Raw genomic sequence first — 22,007 nt, 5'->3', positions numbered from 1 at the left:
CCTGACTTCTGCTATGCTTAAAATCTGGATAATATCAATCAGGAGTTTGTGATGAAACGTTCCCCCTGGCTATGCGCGGCACTGCTGCTGGGTTCGGCATCCGCTTTGGCTGCGCCGAACTCATGCGAACGGGTTAAAAACGAGATTCAGCAAAAAATCATCAATAACGGCGTTCCCGCCTCTGGCTTCAGCCTGACGATTGTGCCGAGCGATCAACCCGATCAGCCCGGGGCGCAAGTTGTTGGCCATTGCGCCAATGATACCTTTAAAATCATCTACACTCGCGACAGCGACGCGCAGTAACCCCGCCGTTTTGTTGTATACCCAAAATAATTTGAGTTGCGTGAAGGCGGCAAGTGAGAGAATCCCCAGGAGCTTACAGGAGTAAGTGACTGGGGTGTACGAACGTAGCCAACGCACAAGCAACTTGAAGTATGACGGGTATAAAGGTCTTATCCCTCGGTTGACCGGGGATAAGATCTGCCTGACCCCTTTTAAGTATGATTTCTCACTCTACATGCTGAACAGCAGCAGTGTCGTTGCATGCGCATTATAACAAGATCATGGAGTGAGAAATGTCTAATCATGAAAATCACGGCGGGGTTAGCCGTCGAACGCTAATTAAATCATCGGCTCTTGGTTCCCTGGCCCTTGCGGCTGGCGGCCTGTCGTTGCCTTTCAGTTTGCGCAACGCCGCCGCTGCCGTACAGGACGCCACGCGCGGCGAGGAACGCATTGTCTGGGGCGCCTGTTCGGTCAACTGCGGTAGCCGCTGCGCCCTGCGTTCGCATGTGCGCGATGACGAAGTTATCTGGGTCGAAACGGATAACACCGGCACGGATATTTATGGCGATCATCAGGTGCGCGCCTGTCTGCGTGGCCGCTCTATTCGCCGACGCATCAACCACCCGGACCGTCTCAATTACCCAATGAAACGCATTGGCAAACGCGGCGAAGGCAAGTTTGCGCGTATCAGTTGGGATGAGGCGCTGGATACGATTGCCGACAATCTCAAAAGAATCGTTCAGGATTACGGTAACGAAGCGGTCTATATTAACTACACCTCCGGGATCGTTGGCGGCAATATAACCCGTTCCTCACCATCGGCCTCCACCGTAAGGCGCCTGATGAACTGCTATGGCGGTTCGCTAAATCAGTATGGTACCTATAGCACCGCGCAAATTGCCTGCGCCATGCCCTACACTTACGGCAGCAACCTTGGCAACAGCACCTCCGATATTGAAAACAGCAAACTGGTGGTGATGTTTGGCAATAACCCGGCGGAAACCCGCATGAGCGGCGGTGGTATCACTTATTACTTAGAACAGGCGCGCGCGCGTTCAAACGCGCGAATGATTGTTATCGATCCCCGTTATACCGACACCGCCGCCGGGCGGGAGGATGAGTGGCTGCCAATCCGTCCCGGCACCGACGCCGCGCTGGTAGCGGGGCTCGCCTGGGTTCTGATTAATGAAAACCTGGTTGATCAGCCGTTCCTCGACCACTATTGCATCGGTTACGATGAAAAAACACTGCCGGCTGATGCCCCGGCGAACGGGCATTACAAGGCATATATCCTTGGCGACGGTGATGATGGCATTGCCAAAACCCCGCAATGGGCCTCACGCATCACCGGCATCCCTGCCGACCGCATTGTCAAACTGGCCCGGGAAATCGGCAGCGCTAAGCCTGCCTATATTTGCCAGGGATGGGGGCCTCAGCGCCAGGCTAACGGTGAGCTGACCGCCCGCGCCATCGCCATGTTACCCATACTCACCGGCAACGTTGGCATTAGCGGCGGCAACAGCGGCGCGCGCGAATCCACGTATACCATCACCATTGAACGGCTACCGGTGCTGGAAAATCCGGTGAAAACCGCTATCTCCTGCTTTAGCTGGACCGACGCCATCGCGCGCGGCCCGGAAATGACCGCCACCCGCGACGGCGTGCGCGGTAAGGATAAGCTGGATGTGCCGATTAAATTCCTCTGGAACTACGCCGGTAACACCATCACCAACCAGCACTCCGATATTAATAAGACTCACACGATCCTGCAGGATGAGAGCAAATGCGAGATGATCGTGGTTATCGAAAACTTTATGACCTCATCGGCAAAATACGCCGACATCCTGCTGCCGGACCTGATGACCGTGGAGCAAGAAGATATCATCCCTAACGATTATGCCGGTAACATGGGTTATCTTATTTTCAGTCAACCGGTCACCTCTGCCAAATTCGAACGCAAGCCAATCTACTGGATCCTCAGCGAAGTGGCGAAACGTCTTGGCGATGATATCTATCAGAAATTTACCGAAGGCCGCACCCAGGAGCAGTGGCTACGCTATCTGTATACAAAAATGCTGGCCAGAGATCCCGCGCTGCCGGGCTATGACGAACTGAAAAAAATGGGGATTTACAAACGTAAAGATCCCAACGGTCATTTTGTTGCCTATCGTGATTTCCGCGCAGACCCCATTGCCAACCCGTTAAAAACCCCCTCGGGTAAAATCGAAATTTACGCCAGCCGCCTGGCGGACATTGCCGCGACATGGCAACTGGAAAAGGACGAGACCATCAGCCCGCTGCCGATCTACGCCGCCACCTTCGAAGGCTGGGATGACCCGTTGCGCGATAAGTTTCCGCTGCAACTGTTTGGCTTCCACTATAAAGCACGCACCCACTCCAGCTATGGCAACGTTGATGTGCTCCAGGCCGCCTGCCGCCAGGAAGTGTGGATTAACCCGCTGGATGCTGAAAAACGCGGGATCAAAAACGGCGATATGGTGCGCGTATTCAACACCCGCGGCGAGTTACGCATCCCGGCTAAAGTCACCCCGCGGATCATGCCCGGCGTGTCGGCAATGGGCCAGGGAGCCTGGCATGACGCCAATATGAACGGCGATCGCGTCGATTACGGCTCCTGTATCAATACGCTGACCACTCAGCGTCCTTCACCGCTGGCGAAAGGCAATCCGCAGCACACCAATCTGGTCGAAATCGAGAAGGTTTAAGGAGTAAACCATGAGCGTTCAATATGGATTTTTTATCGATTCCGCCCGCTGTACCGGTTGTAAAACCTGCGAGCTGGCCTGTAAGGATTATAAAAACTTAACCCCTGACGTCAGCTTTCGCCGCATCTATGAGTATGCCGGCGGCGACTGGCTGGAAGATAACGGCGTCTGGAATCAAAACGTCTTCGCCTATTACCTCTCCATCGCCTGTAACCACTGCGAAGACCCGGCCTGCACGAAAGTGTGTCCCAGCGGAGCAATGCATAAACGCGATGACGGTTTTGTGGTGGTGGATGAAGCGGTCTGTATCGGCTGCCGCTACTGCCATATGGCCTGTCCGTACGGCGCACCGCAGTACAATGCGACAAAAGGCCATATGACAAAATGCGACGGCTGCTACGACAGAGTCGCCGAAGGTAAAAAGCCGATTTGCGTCGAGTCCTGCCCGCTGCGGGCGCTCGACTTTGGCCCGATCGATGCGCTACGTGAAAAATACGGCCCGCTTTCCGCCGTCGCGCCGCTGCCATCTGCGCACTTCACCAGGCCGAGTATTGTCATCAGGCCAAACGTTAATGCGCGCCCTTGCGGCGATACCACCGGCTATCTGGCCAATCCAGAGGAGGTTTAAAATGGGAAATGGATGGCATGAATGGCCGCTGGTGCTCTTTACGGTACTGGGGCAAAGCGTTGCCGGCGCAATGATCGTGGCCGGGCCTGGCTGGCTATCGCTGAATAATAACACCGACGCCCGCCAGCGCCTGGTGCGCAGCATGTTTTTTATCTGGCTGTTGATGGGAGTGGGTTTTCTGGCGTCAGTCCTTCATCTCGGTTCACCGTTCCGGGCATTTAATTCCCTTAACCGCATCGGGTCATCGGCATTAAGTAATGAAATTGCCGCTGGGGCGCTCTTCTTCGCGGCAGGCGGAATCTGGTGGCTACTCAGCTTTCTCGGAAAAATGCCGCGGATGTTGGCAAAAACCTGGCTCCTGATCACCATGCTGCTCGGCTGCCTGTTCGTCCTTGCAATGACCCTGGTGTACCAAATCGATACCGTTCCCACCTGGTATAATGGCTATACCACCGCCGCATTCTTCCTGACGATGCTACTCTGCGGGCCGCTGTTTGCCGCCCTGCTGTTGCGCATGGCCAACGTGACGTTCAACGGTACAGCGTTCGCCTCCATCAGCACTTTTGCACTGCTGGCAAGCCTCGCGGTTGTCATTTTGCAAAGTAGCGAACTGGCGAGCATTCACAGTTCCGTGCAACAGGCCAGCAAGCTGTTGCCAGATTATGGCTGGCTGCAAACATTACGCTTCGTCCTGTTGACGCTGGGTCTTGGCTGCTGGATCTGCCCGCTGGCAAGGCGGAAAACGCCACAGATCGTCAGCTTACTGTCCGGCCTGATACTGGTATTACTCGGCGAGTTTATCGGCCGCGGCCTGTTTTATGGCCTGCATATGACGGTCGGCACAGCCATTGCCGGTTAAGCAACTGAGTCACCTGCTAAGGAACAATAGAACCATGCATTCCGATGACCGTAACGCAATCTCTTTAAGCGCCCGTACGCTGGGCGCGTTGTTTACTTTTGCTCCGGATAGCGAGCAGGCGGCCCCCTTAGTGGCCGCCCTGCGCGATGGCAGCTGGCGAAGTCAGTGGCCCTGGTCGGTCCCGGACATTCTGGCGGCGCAGTTCGCTGTTGTCGACGAGGAACCGTTGCCCGAGGCCTGGCAACGGTTGTTTATCGGCCCGTGGGCTTTGCCCGCGCCGCCGTGGGGCTCGGTCTGGCTGGATAAAGAGAGCGTGTTGTTCGGCGACTCAACGCTGGAGTTGCGTGAGTGGATGCGGGCGAACGGCATCAGTCTGGCGGCGCAACGCACAGAACCTGAAGACCACTTCGGGACGCTGCTGCTGCTGGCCGCCTGGCTCTGCGAGTCCGGTCAGGATGAAACCTTCTCCCAGCTTCTTGCCTGGCACCTGCTTCCGTGGTCAGGCCGCTTTTTAAGCGTATTTGTCGCCGACGCGGGAAACGCTTTTTATCAGGCGCTGGGCATGTTGGCGCAAGAAACGCTGGCACACTGGCAGACGCAACTGTCCTGCGCGGTGGCTGAAAAACCCCTCTACCGTTAAACCGTGCATCATGCCTGTCAGGCAGGCATGATGTTTTTGTGACAATGTCACGTATTCACATTTATACACGTTTATCCATGCTTATAGCTTTTGCGTATATTCTTATTTCCCAGCACAATAAGCCTCTGTTTCCTGTTAATCGTATCCACTGATGCAACGTCTCCATAGCTATCCTGATCTTCAGGTGATGTTCCGTCGCTTATTGTTTGCCATGTTAGTCGGCGCCTTTGCCGCGCTGGCGGTCGCCCTGTTTCGCCATGCGATGGTCGGACTGGAAGACCTGTTTCTGGACAATGACAGCGGCAGCCTGGTCAATGCCGCAAAGGCGCTTCCCTGGTGGCGTCGGATGTTAACTCCGGCGCTTGGCGGCCTGGGCGCAGGCATTCTGCTTTGGCTCTGGCAACGCCGGACGGTCGATCGGCCGCATGCGCCGACCGATTATATGGAAGCCCTTGAGACAGGTGACGGCGTGTTTGATACGCCAGCCAGCCTGGTGAAGTCGCTGGCCTCCCTGCTGGTGGTGACCACCGGCAGCGCCATTGGCCGCGAGGGGGCGATGATCCTGCTGGCGGCCCTGGCGGCCTCGCTGTTCGCGCGCCGTTTTACCCCCAAAGAAGAATGGAAACTGTGGGTCGCCTGTGGTGCCGCCGCCGGGATGGCCAGCGCTTATCACGCGCCGTTAGCTGGCAGCCTGTTTATCGCTGAGATCTTATTTGGCACGCTGATGCTGGCGTCGCTGGGCCCGGTGGTGATTGCCGCCGTGATCGCCCTGCTACTGACGAATCTGATGAACGGTAGCGCGGCGCCGTTGTATCAGGTTGAATTCCATCAAAACATGGGGGCGACACAATATGCACTGATGCTGGCTACCGGGTTGCTGGCCGGACTGTGCGGCCCTCTGTTCATCAGGCTGATGGGGTTTAGCCATCACTGTTTCGTCCGGCTACGCCTTTCACCGCCGTGGCAACTGGCGCTGGGCGGCATTATCGTCGGCCTGTTGTCGCTGGTCGCGCCCGCCGTCTGGGGCAACGGCTACAGTGTGGTGCAGCGCTATCTCCTGGCGCCACCGCTCTTCGGCGTGATGCTGATGGTATTCGTCTGCAAACTGTTTGCGGTGCTGGCCAGCAGCGGTTCCGGCGCGCCGGGCGGGATTTTTACGCCGACACTCTTTGTCGGCCTGGGCATTGGTATGTTGTTTGCCAGCCTGACAGGGATCTGGCTACAGGGCGGCGCCGAAATGGCGATCATGATGGGTTTAACCGGCATGGCGGCGTTCCTGGCGGCCACTACTCACGCGCCGATTATGTCAACGCTGATGATATGCGAAATGACCGGACAATACGTTTTACTGCCCGGTTTATTGATTGCCAGCGTACTGGCATCAGTGCTGTCGCGGACGCTATGCCGAGATTCTATCTATCGCCATCACCTCGCCGAGCATCGATAGATCAATATACCGGCCCAGTTCGCGCTGTTCGGCTCGTGGCAAATAAGGCAGTTCGCCGATCAGCGGCGCAGGCAGTTTCTTGCTCAGCACGTCGATAATTTCGGCATAATGCGCCAGACCGGGATTGATGCGGTTAGCGACCCAGCCAATCAGCGGCAAACCGTCATTGGCAATAGCCTGCGCAGTCAGTAAGGCATGATTAATACACCCTTCCTGAATCCCCACCACCATTAATACCGGCAGTTGCTCCTGTACTACCCATTCCGAGAGCGGACGCAGATCGTTCATCAGGCTGCGCCAGCCGCCGGTCCCTTCGACGACCACGTGCTCGACCTGACTGCTCAGACGCTGCAGCCCATCCGACAGCAGGCCGTAGTTGATCGGGAAACTATGCGCCACGCTGCTTTCATCTTCGCTTAATGCGATGGGATTGACAGCATCATACGGTAACGTCAACGACGACACACTCTGTAACACCAGCGCGTCTTTGTTGCGCAATCCGTCCGGCGTCTCTTTGCTACTCTTCGCCACAGGCTTGTACCCGGCGACGCTTTTGCCGCTGGCCGCCAGAGCCTGTAACAGCGCACGGGAAACCACTGTCTTCCCGACAGCGGTGTCAGTACCTGTTATGAAGAAACGCTTAAACATCACTAACCCCACAGTTATTTTGATGAAATATACAGGAGAGAAATAATCAACGGTGGAAAAAGTCTACGCGATGCCATATGAGGTCAGCTTGAGATAGCGCAATTTTTGGTGTGAATATGAAAAAATGTTAACCCTGTAACAGTCGTATCAACAACGATCCGTTATAGAGGGCATCCTTGACCAGCGCCGCGCCAGCCATCGTACCCCGGTTAGAGAACTGGGTGCTTTCTACCGCGATATGGCGACTGTACGCCGGTAACGACTGCTGCCGAATACAATCAGATATCGCCGGAAACAGGATATCTGACGCCTGGTTAAAGGGGGAACCAATAAGGATTTTTTGCGGATTAAAGAGATTGACCATAATCGCCAGGATCCGTCCGACATGGTTCCCGACGCCGCTGATAATGTCCCGCGCCAGTAGATCCCCCTGCAATGCCGCCTGACATAGCCACTCCACGCTTAACGGCTGCTGATGCAGCATCGAACTCATCGATTTCGCCATTCTCACCCGGGCTAACTCCAGCACGCTCTCCACGCTGGCGATGGTTTCCAGACAGCCGTGGTTGCCGCAATAGCAGCGCTTACCGTAAGGATCGACCTGGGTATGACCGATTTCCACCAGGCTGCTGCTGCCGGCATGCAGCAGGCGACCGTCGGTGATCACGCCTGCGCCGACATTATGATCGATAACCACCTGAATCACATCCCGCGCCCCTCGCGATGCGCCAAACAGCGATTCCGCCATCGTCCAGGCGCTGATATCGTGCTGAATGTAGACCGACACCCCGGTATGATTAGCCAGTATTTCCCCAAGCGGCATATCCTTAACGTCATCATAAAAAGGCATCCGGTGGATGATGCCATTCTCGGTGTCAATAATTCCCGGCATGGTGATGGCGATAGCGGTTAAACGCTCCAGTTTTTTCTGATGGCGTATAAAAAACTGGTCAACATGATCAAGTAATCGCGTCGCAAAAGGTTGCACGTGTTGCAATGCCAGTTCCAGTTGTTCTTCCACCACCAGCGCACTGCTTAAATCCCGCAGCGCAAGGTGGATTTCACCGCGATTAATACGGATGGAAAGATAGTGCCAGGCCTCCGTTTCCACCATCAGCCCCACCGCAGGGCGCCCCCGGCTTCCCGGCTCCTGGATTTCCGTCTCCTGCACCAGGTGCGCTTCCAGCATTTCGCGCACGATTTTCGTGATACTGGCAGGCGCCAGTTGCGCAAAGCGCGAAAGATCGATACGCGAAACCGGGCCAAGCTGATCAATCAGGCGGTAAACAGCGCCCGCATTGGTCTGCTTAATTTGATCGATATGCCCTGGCTGACTGTCCGCTACCACCGTTGACTCCCTTTATTTTCGCGCTTCGAAATAAAATCTGGGCTATGGTGAAGCACTTCAACGTCACTCGTCAAATTTTTGCTTAGCCTTGTGATTTACTGCACATTTTTAAGCGATTTTTGTCTTAAAAAAATCATTCGGCGCTGGCAAGAAGCGATTCGCGTAAGCGCTGAGCCGCCAGCCCCTGTTCGTGATGTTTCGACCAGACTAGCCACATTTCCGAGACCGCATCCTGTTCTTTAATCGGCAACCAGCGCATTTCCGGCAACTGAACTCGCTTAAACGAAGCAGGTAAAATGGACACCCCAAGCCCGGCGGCAACCAGTCCGATAATGGTCATCGCCTCCCCCACCTCCTGGGTAATAACCGGCGACAGGCCATAGCGGCGCATTAACCCCAGAATATCGTCGTACAGCCCGGTGCCTACATGGGGATCGAAAAACACGAACGGTTCCCGCGCCAGCTCCCGCAAACTCACGCCGGGCTGGCTGGCCAGCGGATGATCGCAAGGGACCATTGCCAGGAGCGGTTCACGCAAAATTCGTTCCCAGACCAGCGTATCCGGCAGTTGCGTATTACGCATCAGCCCGAGATCGAGCCCGCCTTCGTTAAGCGGCACAATTTGTTCGCGGGTATTGGTTTCCCGGGTCTGGATATGAACATCAGGGTAGCGGCGGCGGAAAGTCGACAGGGTGTCGGATACCGTCTTAATCAACGGCGCTGAAGAGGTAAAACCAATGCGCAATTCGCCGGTTTCGCCATGATGCAGACGGGCGGCCCGCGCGGCGGCATCATCTACCTGAGAGAGGATTTGTCGGCTGTCGGCCAGAAACTGTTTTCCGGCCTCCGTCAGGCTCACGCTACGGTTAGTGCGGGCAAAAAGACGTGCGCCAATTTGCTGTTCGAGAATTTGAATCTGCTGGCTAAGGGGCGGCTGGGAAATGTTTAACCGCGCGGCGGCATGGCCAAAATGCAGCTCTTCAGCCACCGCGATAAAGTAACGCAAATGACGCAGCTCGATATTCATATTTAAAACGTCTTATTTGAGATTATTAATATATTAGACAGAATATTTTGCTTTTCATACCCTTAAATACGTGCAGCGTCTGGCACTTAACACACTGTTTATCACCAAGGATTTTTCCGTGAGTCGTACAACTACCGTTGACACCGTCCCGGCAAGCGATGTCAGCGACATTATCGTTCCTCAGCCAAATCAGTTTATTAAACGCGGTACCCCCCAATTTATTCGTGTCACCCTCGCTCTCTTTTCCGCCGGACTGGCAACCTTTGCGCTGCTCTATTGCGTACAGCCGATCCTGCCGGTGCTCTCCCGCGAATTCGGTATCTCACCGGCCAGCAGCAGTATCTCGCTGTCGATTTCCACCGCCATGCTGGCGATTGGGCTGCTGTTTACCGGCCCGCTTTCCGACGCCATTGGCCGCAAGCAGGTGATGGTGACCGCGCTGGTGCTGGCCTCCTGCTGCTCCCTGCTGTCCACAATGATGTCCGGCTGGCATGGGATCCTGATAATGCGCGCGCTAATTGGCCTGTCGCTGAGCGGCGTCGCGGCGGTCGGTATGACCTATCTAAGTGAAGAGATTCACCCCAGCGTCGTCGCCTTCTCGATGGGGCTTTATATCAGCGGTAACTCTATTGGCGGTATGAGCGGGCGTCTGTTGACCGGGGTGTTTACCGATTTCTTTGGCTGGCGCATTGCGCTGGCGGTAATCAGCGGTTTCGCCCTGGCGGCGGCAATTATGTTCTGGCGTATCCTGCCGGAGTCGCGTCACTTCCGCCCGACCTCGCTGCGGCCTAAATCGTTGCTAATCAACTTTCGCCTGCACTGGCGCGATCGCGGATTGCCGTTGTTGTTCCTCGAAGGTTTTCTGTTAATGGGGTCGTTTGTCACCCTGTTTAACTATATCGGTTATCGACTGATGCTCTCGCCGTGGTCGCTGAGCCAGGCCGTTGTTGGCCTGTTATCAGTGGTCTATTTGACCGGCACCTGGAGTTCGCCAAAAGCCGGCGCCATGTCGGTCCGCTACGGTCGCGGCCCGGTGATGCTGTTCTTTATCGCGGTGATGCTCATCGGCCTGCTGCTCACGTTGTTCTCTTCACTCTGGCTGATTTTTATCGGTATGCTGCTGTTCTCGGCCGGTTTTTTCGCTGCTCACTCGGTAGCCAGTAGCTGGATTGGCCCGCGTGCGCGCCGCGCCCGCGGTCAGGCATCATCGCTCTATTTATTCAGCTACTATGTAGGTTCCAGCGTCGCGGGCACGCTGGGCGGCATCTTCTGGCATAACTACGGCTGGAATGGCGTGGGAGGGTTTATCACCCTGATGCTGATGGTGGCCCTGCTGACCGGCTGGTGTTTGCACAATCGTCTGAAATAGCATTTGTTCACGTGGCCTGAACTGGTCACGTGACTCACCTCTCGCCTCAGTGCTCTACGGCGTAAAAGCGCTGAGGGTAAACCATCAGCCACGCGCCTCCCACCTCGTTATGGGCTGCTGCCGCAGCACCGGCCCGTTATTGCTCATACTCTTCTCTGATTGTCCGCAAGATTTAGGCAGGAAGTTCTCGCATCCCTCGACCTGACGATGGTATCAGGATAGTGTAGAAGCCAACGAATCATTTACTTTTCATTAGCAACATCCCAGAGTGTAACTATGACAAAAAACGAAAACTATCATCTGCTTACTCACACCTTCCAGCGCCTTTCACGCTTTTCGCACCTCTCCGCCATTGCCGGCTGGGATATGTTCACGATGATGCCGCCTGGCGGCAGCGCGGCCCGCAGCGAAGCGTTAGCGGAACTCGGCGTTTTGCAGCATCAGATTCTGACCGATAAAAAAGTAGGGGAATGGCTGAACAACGCGCTTCAGGAAGATCTGAACGATGTCGAACAGGCCAATCTGCGCGAAATGACCCGCCAGTATGAGCAGGCGGCGCTGCTGCCGGAAAGTCTGGTTGAAGCCAGATCGCTGGCGGGAAGCCGCTGCGAGCACGCCTGGCGCAGCCAGCGCCCGGCCAATGACTGGTCAGGGTTTGCCGAAAACCTGCGTGAAGTGGTCAGGCTCAGCCGCGAAGAGGCGCAAATCCGGGCCGCAGCAAAAGGCTGTTCCCGCTATGATGCGCTGCTGGATATCTTTGAGCCAGATATGACCAGCGCGCGGCTTGACGTCCTGTTCGCCGATCTTAAATCCTGGCTTCCCTCGCTGCTGGCACAGGTTGTGGAGAAGCAGGCGCATACGCCGCTCATCGCGCCAGAGGGGCCGTTCCCGATTGCCGACCAGCGTGAACTGGGGCTGGAAACGATGCGCGTACTGGGGTTTGATTTTGACAGCGGGCGCCTGGATATCAGCGCCCATCCGTTCTGCGGCGGCGTGCCGCAGGATGTCCGCATCACCACCCGTTACAATGAAAATGACCTGCTCAGCGCCCTGTTTGGCGTGATTCATGAAACCGGCCACGCGCGCTATGAACAAAATCTGCCGCGTAACTGGCTCGGTCAGCCCATCGCCCATGCCCGTTCGACGGCAATCCACGAGTCGCAAAGCCTGTTTTTTGAAATGCAACTTGGCCGCAGCACCCCCTTCCTGCAGCGCCTGCTGCCTACGGTACGCCAGTACTTCGGCGATCAACCGGCCTTTAATCAGCAGAACTTCATTGCCTGGAATCAGCGCGTCAAACCAGGCTTTATCCGCGTCGATGCCGATGAAGTGAGCTACCCGGCACATATTATTCTGCGTTACGAAATCGAACGCCCATTGATTGATGGCGAAATCGAGGTCGATGATATTCCGGCTTTATGGGATGAAAAAATGCAGCACTGGCTCGGGCTGTCCACCAACGGCAACTACCGCGATGGTTGTATGCAGGATATCCACTGGACTGACGGCGGCTTTGGCTACTTCCCGTCTTATACCTTAGGGGCAATGTACGCCGCTCAACTGATGGCATCGGCCAAACGCGCCCTGCCGAAGTTAGAAAGCGACATCGCCAGCGGCAACCTTAGCGCCCTTTTCGACTGGCTGCGGCAGAATATCTGGCAGCACGGTAGCCGTTTCAGCACCTCACAGTTGATTCAACATGCTACCGGGGAAGACCTTAACAGCGACTTTTTCCGCCAGCACCTCATCGCGCGCTATCTTTAATTTCTCCGGCGTCGGGCTCAGCCTGACGCCGTGTCTCTCTTTGTCGCACGAGATTGTACATACCGTTACACGCCGATACCAAACACTCACGGAAACCCCGAAAAGACAAGCATATAGTTATTTCAACGGCCCCGCAGTGGGGTTGAAATGAAGAAACCTTTTCGAGGATATCAGAATGAATAAAGTATTAGCTCTGGTCGTTGCCGCTGCTATGGGTCTGTCATCTGCTGCTTTCGCTGCCGACGCGGCCACCACCACCACCACCACGGCTCCGGCTGCTGCAACTCACAGCACCACCGCTAAAGTGGTTCACCACAAGAAACACAAAAAAGCGGTTAAACCGGCAGCAGAGCAGAAAGCACAGGCTGCTAAAAAACACAAAAAAGTAAAAGCTAAACCTGCTGCAACCCAGAAAGCGCAGGCTGCTAAAAAACACAAAAAAATCACCAAGCATCACGCCGCTAAACCGGCGACACAACCGGCTGCTTAATCTCCACGGTTAGGTTGTTAGGTTGGTTGACATCAGATCGGCGCTGTCTCCTTCAGCGCCGTTTTTTCTGGAGAGCACCCATGCTGCAGCGCTATCGTTTTGAGCTCATCCTGATCCTGCTGATTATCTGCGCGCTGGTCGCCAGCCGTTTTTTTCTCGACTAAATACTGATACCTGCCAGAAGCAACCAGAAAATCCCCGGTCGCTGTTAAACGTTCGGGTTGCATCCGCAACGGTCACATGTCCTCAACGTCCCCTCCCTCGCGGATCAAAGCCTGATTACAGAACGTGAACGGCCTTAACCAGTAGATAACCGGTAGCGCCCCAGATCATCGCAGACGCCAGCGAAACATAGACTAATGCGCGAATACCTTGTTTAGACATCGATCCTCCCGTACAACGGATATAAGAAATTGCCGGTATCATCGCCGGGCTAACATCACTGTTTGCTCAACAAGGTCGTCGCAATCACACTGTTTACGGTGAGAAAATGTTTCGCTTTTAACGTCATTCATAAACACGTAAAGAAATGCTCTTTTCCGCTAAAGTTATCTCTTTTTTCGCAATGGTTACACTAACCGGCGCTCAGAGAACGCGCATATTGATATTGCGTTATTTCTCACGGACTCTCGTACGTTCGGATACACGATTTATATTGCTTCCACTTCCTTTTTCTGCGGAAATAGCGCTAACGGAAATCGACGTTAAACTATTGAAATCACGCCATTCGCCTGATTGTCACCGGCGACTTTTGCTGATTTTTCCTGCCGTTCGGCTTGATTGGAATTATTCTTAACTTTCATAAACTTAAATCTGCTGCTACTTTCAATATACAGAATTATCTCCCCTGAGAGTGATATGCGTAGAGACGTACTGTTATTACTGTGTTCAATTTGCCTGCTGCCTTCGTGGGTCCTGGCTGACGACGATGGCATGAGTGCAAAAGATATTAAAACGTTATTTTTCGGTCACGATGACCGTAAACCGGTAAGCACGCCGGCTGATGATCCCTGGGATGCCATTGGGCAACTGGAAACCGCCAGCGGCAATCTCTGCACCGCCACGCTTATCTCTCCTCATCTGGCCCTCACCGCCGGACACTGCCTGCTTACTCCACCCAAAGGTAAACCGGATAAACCTGTCGCGTTGCGCTTTATCTCTCACAAGGGGCGCTGGGTTTACGAAATTCACGGGATTGAAGGCCGCGTTACGCCATCACTGGCAAAGCGGCTTAAAGCCGATGGCGACGGCTGGATAGTGCCAACGACAGCGGCGCCCTGGGACTTCGGCCTTATCATGATCCGCTATGCGCCGTCCGGGATTACGCCGGTGCCGATTTTTAGCGGCACGAAAGCCGAGCTGACCGCCGCGCTGAAAACCGCAGAACGTAAAGTGACTCAGGCAGGCTATCCGGAAGATCATCTGGATAACCTTTACGCGCATGAGGATTGCGTGGTGACCGGCTGGGCACAGAGTTCGGTCCTCTCCCATCAATGCGATACCCTGCCGGGGGACAGTGGCTCGCCGCTGTTGCTAAAAACGGCTAACGGCTGGCAGGTCATTGCGGTACAGAGCTCAGCGCCTGGCGCAAAAGATCGATGGCGAGCCGATAACCGCGCCATCGCCGTTACCGGTTTTCGCGACAAACTGGAAGCGCTGGCCGCCCGATAGGTCGCCAGCCCCGCCGTTGGCGCATCGGCGATATCAGCGCATAACCGTGCGGCCTGAGCCTGAGTCCGGTTTTCCACCAGGCTCGGGCCTGTCATTTCAGGTTCTCTATAGCCGCTCGTCAGGCAAGTTTAATTAAGACCATGCCCGCCACCAGCAGGATTAAACCGATCCAGCCTTTCCTGTTCAGACGCTGGCCAAACAGTATCCACCCGGCGGCGATGGTTACTGCGATACCAAAACCGCCCCACAGCGCGTAGGCTACCGACAAATCAATCCCTTTGACCGCCTGCGAAAGTGCGCTAAAGGCACCGAGGACTGCCGCCAGCGACATCATGCCGTACAATTTGCGGCGAAAGCCATCAGAAAACTTCAGAAACACGTTGGCAATAATTTCCAGTACAACAGCCAGCGCCAGCCAGGCGGCGTGAACCCACTCAAACTGTTGTGGCATGACGGCACTCCTTACACGGACTCACGGCTTTCTGCGTCCCGGATTTAATCAATACAATTCCGGCAATCAGCGTGATCAAACCGGCGATTTTTATTGTTGACAGTGCCTCATCAAACAGCAGAACGCTGAAAATAGTGATCAGTAAAATACCTGTCCCTTCCCATAAGGCATAAGCCACGCCGAGGGCGATTTTTTTCACCGCGAAAGCCAGAAAAATATAAGAAAGCGTGATCATCACCAGCATTAAAATAAATCCCGAATGACCACCGCTGACACCCGCCCATTTCATCGACAAGGTGCCGGTAATTTCAGCAACGATGGCAAGCGCTAATAAAAGCCAATAAAACATGATCCCTTCTCCTGCTTGAGAATATAATTCGTTGCGGTTTACGGCGTCGTAAACCGGAAAAATATCGACGTTATTTTAGCCGTGCGCGAAGCGCCAGCTCAGGCAGAAAGAAGAAGACTAAAGCGCCGAGCGCCAGTGCTGTTCGCCAGAAAAACAGGCGTTAAAGAGGGAAACTACAGGGTGATGGGAAATATACATCCTGAACTGATTGTCCATAAAATTACAATTATCCGCGGGATTGCTTCTCGTCATTTGCGGATGGAAATTGTCCTCAGTCGTTATACACCCGGAGATTTGTACCATAATGTCACATTTAACTCAAAGTCTTTGCAGTTCTTTACTGCGGATATTTGATTTTGATTAGTTTTTCTCTTGTCGCCTGCCATTATGATGGCACCCCATCGATTATTTATTACAGGCGGCTTTTTGAGGGAGCACAGGCGAATTAGGCAGCAAAAGCATTGAGACACTGACTTTAGTAACGTCTACAATGGCTCATATTAAACTCCATTTTTCTCGCGCAGGGAACGGTATGGCGAAACCCATCATCACGCTTAACGGCTTAAAAATAGTCATCATGCTCGGCATGCTGGTTATCATCCTCACCGGCATTCGCTTCGCGGCGGATATCATCGTGCCCTTCGTCCTGGCGCTCTTTCTGGCGGTGGTGATTAATCCCCTGGTCCAGTTGATGGTGCGCTGCCGGGTGCCGCGGGTGCTGGCTATTTCGCTGCTGGTGGGCGTGATTGTCCTGCTGGCGGTGGTGCTGCTGGCTTCGCTCGGCACGTCGCTAAATGAACTGGCGCGTACCCTGCCGCAATATCGCAATTATCTCTATGAACCGATGCAGACCGTTGCGCCGTGGTTACAGCGTTTCGGTTTTACTGTTTCTGTGGTTGAGCTTAATAAGTATATTGACCCGAATGCGGTCATGACGCTGGTTACCAGTCTGCTTACCCAGCTTTCCAATGCCATGTCCTCTATCTTTCTGCTGCTGCTGACGGTGGTGTTTATGCTGCTGGAAGTGCCACAGCTTCCCGCCAAGCTGCAACAGCTGATGTCGCGACCGGTGGAAGGTATGGGGGCGATTCAGCGCGCGCTGGATAGCGTCTCCCACTATCTGGTATTAAAAACGGCCATCAGCCTGGTCACCGGTCTGGTGGTCTGGGGAATGCTGGTGCTGCTGGACGTCCGTTTCGCCTTTATGTGGGGGCTGCTGGCTTTTGCGCTCAACTATATTCCCAATATTGGTTCCGTTCTCGCGGCGATCCCGCCAATTTTACAGGTACTGGTGTTTGGCGGCCTGTACGACGCGCTGGTGGTGCTGGCGGGCTACCTCGTCATTAACCTGGTGTTCGGCAACATCCTCGAACCGAGAATTATGGGACGCGGGCTGGGACTGTCGACGCTGGTGGTCTTCCTGTCATTGATCTTCTGGGGCTGGCTGTTAGGCCCTGTTGGTATGCTGCTCTCAGTACCGCTAACGATTATCGTCAAAATCGCCCTCGAACAGACGGTAGCCGGGCAAGGCATCGCCTACCTGCTAAGCGATTTGAGCAAAGATTAATTCGAAAACAAATGGTTAACACCTGGCGCATATTCCGCCGGATGACGGCTAATGCTGTCCGGCCTGCGTGAGCTACGCAAAAATTCCCTCTCCATTTTCTCTCTACGGGCCGCCCGGCCCGTAGAGCAACGCTTCTCCCTCATTATTGATCTCCCTCACATCTTTCGCCTGCTAATTATTACTCTCAGGCTAATAATTTGCTGCGAGCCTTAATTGATGCGTGCCGCGCCGGGACGCACACTAACTTCCACAGCAGGCAATCAAAACGATTTGTCGAATCAGGAGGTTAATAATGAATGCCGAACAAACGACGGGGCGAGTCTGGAACCGCCGCCGTACGGAAAAACAGCGGCGACTGACCGAGGCCGGGATCTCAGGCAAGGTGATCCCCGGCGATCGGCTGGTTGCCGTACTGGAACATCTGCTGGCCCCCGGGGATCGGGTGGTGCTGGAAGGCAACAACCAGAAACAAGCGGATTTCCTCTCCCGGATGCTGGCGGAAGTCAACCCGCAAAAAATCCATGACCTGCATATGATTATGCCAAGCGTCGGGCGCAGCGAGCACCTGGATCTCTTTGAAAAAGGTATCGCCCGTAAGCTCGATTTCTCCTTCTCCGGTACCCAGAGTCTGCGGATTTCACAACTGCTGGAAGATGGCTTACTGGAAATCGGCGCGATCCACACCTACATCGAACTCTACTCGCGTCTGTATGTCGACCTGTCGCCAAACGTGGCGCTGATCGCCGGTTATAAAGCCGATCGCAAAGGCAATCTTTACACCGGGCCGAGCACCGAAGATACCCCCGCGCTGGTTGAAGCCGCCGCTTTCCATGACGGTATCGTCATTGCGCAGGTTAATGAACTGGTGGATGACGAATGCGACCTGCCGCGGGTGGACATTCCCGGCTCGTGGATTGATTACGTCGTTGTCGCCGATAAACCGTTCTTTATCGAACCGTTGTTTACCCGCGACCCGCGCCTGATCAAGCAAGAACATATCCTGATGGCGATGATGGCGATTAAAGGCATCTATGCCGAACATCAGGTGCAGTCGCTGAACCACGGTATCGGCTTTAACACCGCCGCTATCGAACTGCTGCTGCCTACTTACGGCGAACAGCTCGGTCTGAAGGGTAAAATCTGTAAACACTGGACGCTGAATCCGCATCCCACCCTTATCCCGGCCATCGAAAGCGGTTGGGTAGAAAGCGTGCACTGCTTCGGCGGCGAACTGGGCATGGAAGAGTATATTCGCGCGCGGCCGGATATCTTCTTCACCGGCGCCGATGGCTCCATGCGCTCCAACCGCGCCTTCTGCCAGTTGGCGGGCCAGTACGCGGTAGATATGTTTATCGGTTCCACGCTGCAAATTGATGGCTACGCCAATTCATCAACCGTGACTCGCGGGCGCCTCTCCGGCTTCGGCGGCGCGCCGAATATGGGCCACGACCCGCACGGCCGCCGCCACGCCACGCCGGCATGGTTAAACATGATCACCGAACCGGACCCGATGCAGCGGGGTAAAAAGCTGGTCGTACAGATGGTGGAAACCTTCCAGGCGGGCGTCAAACCCACCTTCGTGGAAAAACTCGACGCCGTTGACGTCGCCAGAAGCGCCGGAATGCCGCTGGCGCCGGTAATGATTTACGGCGATGACGTCACCCACGTTCTGACCGAGGAAGGCATTGCCTATCTCTATCGCGCGGAAAGCCTTGAAGAGCGCCGGGCAATGGTTGCGGCCGTCGCGGGTATCACCGATATCGGCCTCGGGGTCGACGCCAGACGCGTGGCCGGGCTGCGCCGTAGCGGCAAAGTCGTCTATCCGGAAGATATCGCGATTCGTCGCAGTGATGCCACCCGCTCGCTACTCGCGGCCGGTAGCGTGGCCGACCTGGTGGAGTGGTCTGACGGCCTTTACAACCCACCGGCAAAATTCCGGAGCTGGTAATGAAAAAACTCTCTCCCCAATTCGCCGAATCGCGGACCCGCTGGCTGGCGCATACCGCCAGCGCCTGTCTGGTCGCCGAAGCCCGCCTGAGTCCGAAACCCGGTCTGGTCGATCGGCGCGGCAGCGGTGCCCATCAGGATCTGAATCTGGCGCTGATGGAACGCTCGGCCCGTAGTCTGAAACCAACGTTTCACGCCCTGGCCCAACAAAGCTGGCTGCGTCCGGCCGATGTCGCCCTGCGCGAGACGATTGGTCGCCTGGGGCGCGAAGGTGAAGCCCGAATGATGCAGGTAACGTCGGGGGTAAATACCCATCGGGGCGCGATCTGGGCGCTCGGTCTGCTGGTCAGCGCCACGGCCATGCTGGGGGGAGACGCTCATGCACAGAGGATAGCGGAAACCGCCGCCGCCCTCGCCCGTTTGCCGGACGTCTGCGCGCCAAAAACCTTCAGTAAGGGTCTGCGCGCCAGCCGCCGCTGGCAGGTACCCGGCGCGCGGGAAGAAGCACAGCGCGCGTTTCCGCACATCACCACCCTGGCGCTGCCGCAGTTATTGCGCAGCCGTGCTCAGGGGGCCAGTGAGCCACAGGCCCGGCTTGACGCGCTGATGGCGATTATGACTTCGCTTAGCGATACCTGCGTGCTCTCCCGCGCCGGAATGGCGGGCCTTGAAGCCATGCGGTACGGCGCGGGCGAAGTGCTGGCCGCCGGAGGATGTGCGACGGCGTCGGGTCGGGCCGCGCTGGCGCGTCTTGATGCGCAGATGCTGGCGCAGAACGCCTCACCGGGTGGCGCGGCCGATCTCCTTGCCGCCACCCTGTTTCTCGATCGGGTTTCCGCCTAACGCATTCAGAGGATGTTATGGAACAGATTAAATTTTCACTTCCTGCCAACCGCGCCCTCAGCGGCAAAGCGCTGGCAGGCATTGTAGGCTCTGGCGATATGGAAGTGCTCTATACCGCCGGAGAGAGCGATACGCTCGACATCGAGATCACCACCTCCGTGGATAACAGCCAGGCCCGCTGGCACGCATTGTTCGAACGGCTGAACCTGATTAACGGCCTGCCCGGCGGACAACTGGTCATCCACGACTTTGGCGCCACCCCCGGCGTCGCACGGATCCGTATTGAACAGGTTTTTGAGGAGGTGACTTATGCGTAACGATCGCAGTTTCATTGAACTGCGCGCCCGCGAACGCGCCCGTACTCTGCTGGATGACGGCAGCTATCGCGAACTGCTGGACCCGTTCGAAGGCATTATGTCGCCATGGCTTGGCGCGCAGGGTATCGTCCCGCAGTCCGACGACGGCATGGTGGTGGCAAAAGGCACCATTAACGGCCGACCGGCGGTCGTTGTCGCCATCGAGGGAACCTTTCAGGGCGGGAGCATGGGCGAAGTTTCCGGCGCCAAAATGGCCGCCGCCCTTGAACTGGCGGCGGAAGATAACCGCAACGGCATTCCCACCCTGGCGGTACTGTGTCTGGAAACCGGCGGCGTGCGCCTGCAGGAAGCCAATCTGGGGCTTGCCGCCATCGCCGATATTCATGCCGCGATTGTCGACCTGCGTCGCTATACCCCGGTGGTCGGTATTGTCGCCGGCACCGTCGGCTGCTTCGGCGGCATGTCCATCGCCGCGGCGCTGTGCAGCTACCTGATCGTCACCCGCGAAGCCCGCCTCGGTCTCAACGGGCCACAGGTTATCGAACAGGAGGCCGGGATTGAAGAGTACGACTCCCGCGACCGGCCATTTATCTGGAGCATGACCGGCGGTGAAATTCGCTATGCCAGCGGCCTGGTGGATGCCCTGGTGGCTGACGGCGTCAATGCGGTGAAAACGGCCATGAACGAGGCAATTGCCAAAGGCGTACCGGCCCAACATCGCAGCGACAAATATGATGATTTCCTGAGCCGTCTGACCCGCTTCGATACCCGCCAGCAGGCAGACGCCGCACAGATCAAACAGCTATTCGCCCGGGAGGAAAAATAATGCGTCAGTTCACTAACCGTGCCGCGCTGTGGCTAAACCAGCTGGCGTCGGATACCCCGCTTATGGCCGGCCTGTGCCCATCGGTACAGGTTGCCGACGCCGATTTGAACGGCGAAACCGTGCGTTTTATCGCCGTGGTGCCGGATGCTGACAACCACTATCCGCGCGCCGCTAAAGGCGAAGTCGGCCTGCTTGAAGGCTGGACGCTGGCAAAAGTGGTCAATGAGACCATTGACGCTGACGGGGATAACGCGGTGAAACGCCCGATTATTGCAATTATTGATGTGCCAAGTCAGGCCTATGGTCGCCGCGAAGAAGCCTTCGGAATTCATCAGGCGCTGGCCGGTGCCGCAGGCGCGTATGCAAAGGCACGCCTTGCCGGGCATCCGGTGATTGGCCTGATCGTCGGCAAAGCCATGTCCGGCGCTTTTCTGGCCCACGGTTACCAGGCCAACCGTCTGATTGCCTTCAACGATCGCGGCGTACAGGTCCACGCGATGGGCAAAGCCTCGGCTGCGCGCATCACCCTGCGTACCGTTGACGCGCTGGAGAAACTGGCGGCGACCATCCCGCCAATGGCCTATGACGTCAGCAACTACGCGACGCTTGGCCTGCTCTCCGCACTGCTTGACATCAGTAACCCGGATGCCCCGGCCGCCAGCGATCTGACGCTGGTCACCGCCACCCTGCGCGACGCCATCGCTGACGCGCGTCAGGATGCCTCTCTGAAGTGCCGACTTGGCGCGGAGAACCGCCGGTGTTCCCGACAGGTACGCGATCGTATGCGCGCCAGCTGGTAGTCAGT

Annotated in this window: 22 protein-coding genes and 1 pseudogene; 17 read left to right on the top strand and 6 right to left on the bottom strand. The window is 56.0% G+C overall.

Annotation, left to right across the window (positions count from 1 at the left end; translation table 11 throughout):
* Window positions 1-51: 51 nt before the first annotated feature.
* The 6 genes from FE839_RS18070 to clcB all read left to right on the top strand — a co-directional run bounded on the left by FE839_RS18070 (window position 52) and on the right by clcB (window position 6,585).
* Window positions 52-303 carry a DUF1161 domain-containing protein gene (locus tag FE839_RS18070; protein ID WP_138362165.1) on the top strand — a complete coding sequence of 84 codons (252 nt, stop codon included), beginning with the start codon at window positions 52-54 and terminating at the stop codon, window positions 301-303.
* Window positions 304-575: 272 nt separating this feature from the next.
* Entirely contained in the window at window positions 576-3,011 is a 2,436-nt protein-coding gene (ynfE, locus tag FE839_RS18065) for a selenate/tellurate reductase subunit YnfE (RefSeq protein WP_138362164.1), read from the top strand.
* A gap of 10 nt (window positions 3,012-3,021) precedes the next feature.
* Entirely contained in the window at window positions 3,022-3,639 is a 618-nt protein-coding gene (locus tag FE839_RS18060; protein ID WP_138362163.1) for a DMSO/selenate family reductase complex B subunit, read from the top strand.
* Window position 3,640: 1 nt separating this feature from the next.
* Window positions 3,641-4,498 (top strand): DmsC/YnfH family molybdoenzyme membrane anchor subunit, encoded by an 858-nt coding sequence (locus FE839_RS18055; protein ID WP_138362162.1) that lies wholly within the window; start codon window positions 3,641-3,643, stop codon window positions 4,496-4,498.
* Between the two features lie 34 nt (window positions 4,499-4,532).
* Window positions 4,533-5,138: a Tat proofreading chaperone DmsD gene (dmsD, locus tag FE839_RS18050; protein ID WP_138362161.1), complete on the top strand. Its 606-nt coding sequence runs from the start codon at window positions 4,533-4,535 to the stop codon at window positions 5,136-5,138.
* Window positions 5,139-5,289: 151 nt separating this feature from the next.
* A complete protein-coding gene (clcB, locus tag FE839_RS18045) occupies window positions 5,290-6,585 on the top strand; it encodes a voltage-gated ClC-type chloride channel ClcB (RefSeq protein WP_138362160.1) in 1,296 nt (431 codons plus the stop codon).
* On the opposite strand, the gene bioD is transcribed toward clcB, so the two are convergent.
* From bioD to FE839_RS18030, 3 genes are all read right to left on the bottom strand, one after another.
* Entirely contained in the window at window positions 6,538-7,233 is a 696-nt protein-coding gene (gene bioD / locus FE839_RS18040; protein ID WP_138362159.1) for a dethiobiotin synthase, read from the bottom strand. The genes clcB and bioD overlap by 48 nt on opposite strands.
* A 127-nt stretch (window positions 7,234-7,360) precedes the next feature.
* Window positions 7,361-8,581, bottom strand: coding sequence for a sugar metabolism global transcriptional regulator Mlc (gene mlc / locus FE839_RS18035; RefSeq protein WP_138362158.1), 1,221 nt, complete (start codon window positions 8,579-8,581; stop codon window positions 7,361-7,363).
* Window positions 8,582-8,714: 133 nt separating this feature from the next.
* Window positions 8,715-9,608, bottom strand: a complete 894-nt coding sequence (locus tag FE839_RS18030) for a LysR family transcriptional regulator (RefSeq protein WP_138362157.1) — start codon at window positions 9,606-9,608, stop codon at window positions 8,715-8,717.
* A 118-nt stretch (window positions 9,609-9,726) separates the two neighbouring features.
* On the opposite strand from FE839_RS18030, the gene FE839_RS18025 reads away from it, so the two are divergent.
* The 5 genes and pseudogenes from FE839_RS18025 (at window position 9,727) to FE839_RS18010 (ending at window position 14,902) form a co-directional block, all read left to right on the top strand.
* Window positions 9,727-10,977, top strand: coding sequence for an MFS transporter (locus FE839_RS18025; protein WP_138362156.1), 1,251 nt, complete (start codon window positions 9,727-9,729; stop codon window positions 10,975-10,977).
* Window positions 10,978-11,253: 276 nt separating this feature from the next.
* Window positions 11,254-12,741 (top strand): carboxypeptidase M32, encoded by a 1,488-nt coding sequence (locus FE839_RS18020; RefSeq protein WP_138362155.1) that lies wholly within the window; start codon window positions 11,254-11,256, stop codon window positions 12,739-12,741.
* Between the two features lie 175 nt (window positions 12,742-12,916).
* A pseudogene (gene asr, locus FE839_RS18015) lies at window positions 12,917-13,225 on the top strand (acid resistance repetitive basic protein Asr); the annotation flags it as partial.
* Between the two features lie 86 nt (window positions 13,226-13,311).
* Entirely contained in the window at window positions 13,312-13,395 is an 84-nt protein-coding gene (gene ydgU, locus FE839_RS25195) for a small membrane protein YdgU (protein WP_455551179.1), read from the top strand.
* Window positions 13,396-14,089: 694 nt separating this feature from the next.
* A complete protein-coding gene (locus FE839_RS18010) occupies window positions 14,090-14,902 on the top strand; it encodes a trypsin-like serine peptidase (protein WP_171034912.1) in 813 nt (270 codons plus the stop codon).
* Window positions 14,903-15,020: 118 nt separating this feature from the next.
* Here FE839_RS18010 and mdtI read toward each other — a convergent pair whose 3' ends face one another.
* The 3 genes from mdtI to FE839_RS24910 all read right to left on the bottom strand — a co-directional run bounded on the left by mdtI (window position 15,021) and on the right by FE839_RS24910 (window position 16,005).
* Window positions 15,021-15,353 (bottom strand): multidrug/spermidine efflux SMR transporter subunit MdtI, encoded by a 333-nt coding sequence (mdtI, locus tag FE839_RS18005; protein ID WP_138362153.1) that lies wholly within the window; start codon window positions 15,351-15,353, stop codon window positions 15,021-15,023.
* Complete coding sequence (mdtJ, locus tag FE839_RS18000) at window positions 15,337-15,702, bottom strand: multidrug/spermidine efflux SMR transporter subunit MdtJ (protein WP_138362152.1); 366 nt, start codon at window positions 15,700-15,702, stop codon at window positions 15,337-15,339. Before mdtJ ends, mdtI begins: the two co-directional genes overlap by 17 nt.
* Window positions 15,703-15,819: 117 nt before the next feature.
* Window positions 15,820-16,005 carry a protein YdgV gene (locus tag FE839_RS24910; protein WP_241675643.1) on the bottom strand — a complete coding sequence of 62 codons (186 nt, stop codon included), beginning with the start codon at window positions 16,003-16,005 and terminating at the stop codon, window positions 15,820-15,822.
* Window positions 16,006-16,234: 229 nt separating this feature from the next.
* Here FE839_RS24910 and FE839_RS17990 point away from each other — a divergent pair, with 229 nt between their 5' ends.
* The 6 genes from FE839_RS17990 to mdcE all read left to right on the top strand — a co-directional run bounded on the left by FE839_RS17990 (window position 16,235) and on the right by mdcE (window position 22,002).
* Window positions 16,235-17,269 (top strand): AI-2E family transporter, encoded by a 1,035-nt coding sequence (locus FE839_RS17990; protein ID WP_138362151.1) that lies wholly within the window; start codon window positions 16,235-16,237, stop codon window positions 17,267-17,269.
* Window positions 17,270-17,561: 292 nt separating this feature from the next.
* Entirely contained in the window at window positions 17,562-19,217 is a 1,656-nt protein-coding gene (gene mdcA, locus FE839_RS17985; protein WP_138362150.1) for a malonate decarboxylase subunit alpha, read from the top strand.
* Complete coding sequence (locus FE839_RS17980) at window positions 19,217-20,059, top strand: triphosphoribosyl-dephospho-CoA synthase (protein WP_138362149.1); 843 nt, start codon at window positions 19,217-19,219, stop codon at window positions 20,057-20,059. Before mdcA ends, FE839_RS17980 begins: the two co-directional genes overlap by 1 nt.
* A 17-nt stretch (window positions 20,060-20,076) precedes the next feature.
* Entirely contained in the window at window positions 20,077-20,376 is a 300-nt protein-coding gene (gene mdcC, locus FE839_RS17975) for a malonate decarboxylase acyl carrier protein (RefSeq protein ID WP_138362148.1), read from the top strand.
* Window positions 20,369-21,202 (top strand): biotin-independent malonate decarboxylase subunit beta, encoded by an 834-nt coding sequence (locus tag FE839_RS17970; protein WP_138362147.1) that lies wholly within the window; start codon window positions 20,369-20,371, stop codon window positions 21,200-21,202. The genes mdcC and FE839_RS17970 overlap by 8 nt, the downstream gene beginning before the upstream one ends.
* Complete coding sequence (gene mdcE, locus FE839_RS17965) at window positions 21,202-22,002, top strand: biotin-independent malonate decarboxylase subunit gamma (protein ID WP_138362146.1); 801 nt, start codon at window positions 21,202-21,204, stop codon at window positions 22,000-22,002. The genes FE839_RS17970 and mdcE overlap by 1 nt, the downstream gene beginning before the upstream one ends.
* Window positions 22,003-22,007: the final 5 nt, after the last annotated feature.

Origin of the sequence: Klebsiella indica, assembly GCF_005860775.1 — a bacterium.
In the GTDB taxonomy this organism is placed as follows: domain Bacteria; phylum Pseudomonadota; class Gammaproteobacteria; order Enterobacterales; family Enterobacteriaceae; genus Klebsiella; species Klebsiella indica.
This window is presented reverse-complemented; position numbering and strand designations above follow the sequence as displayed.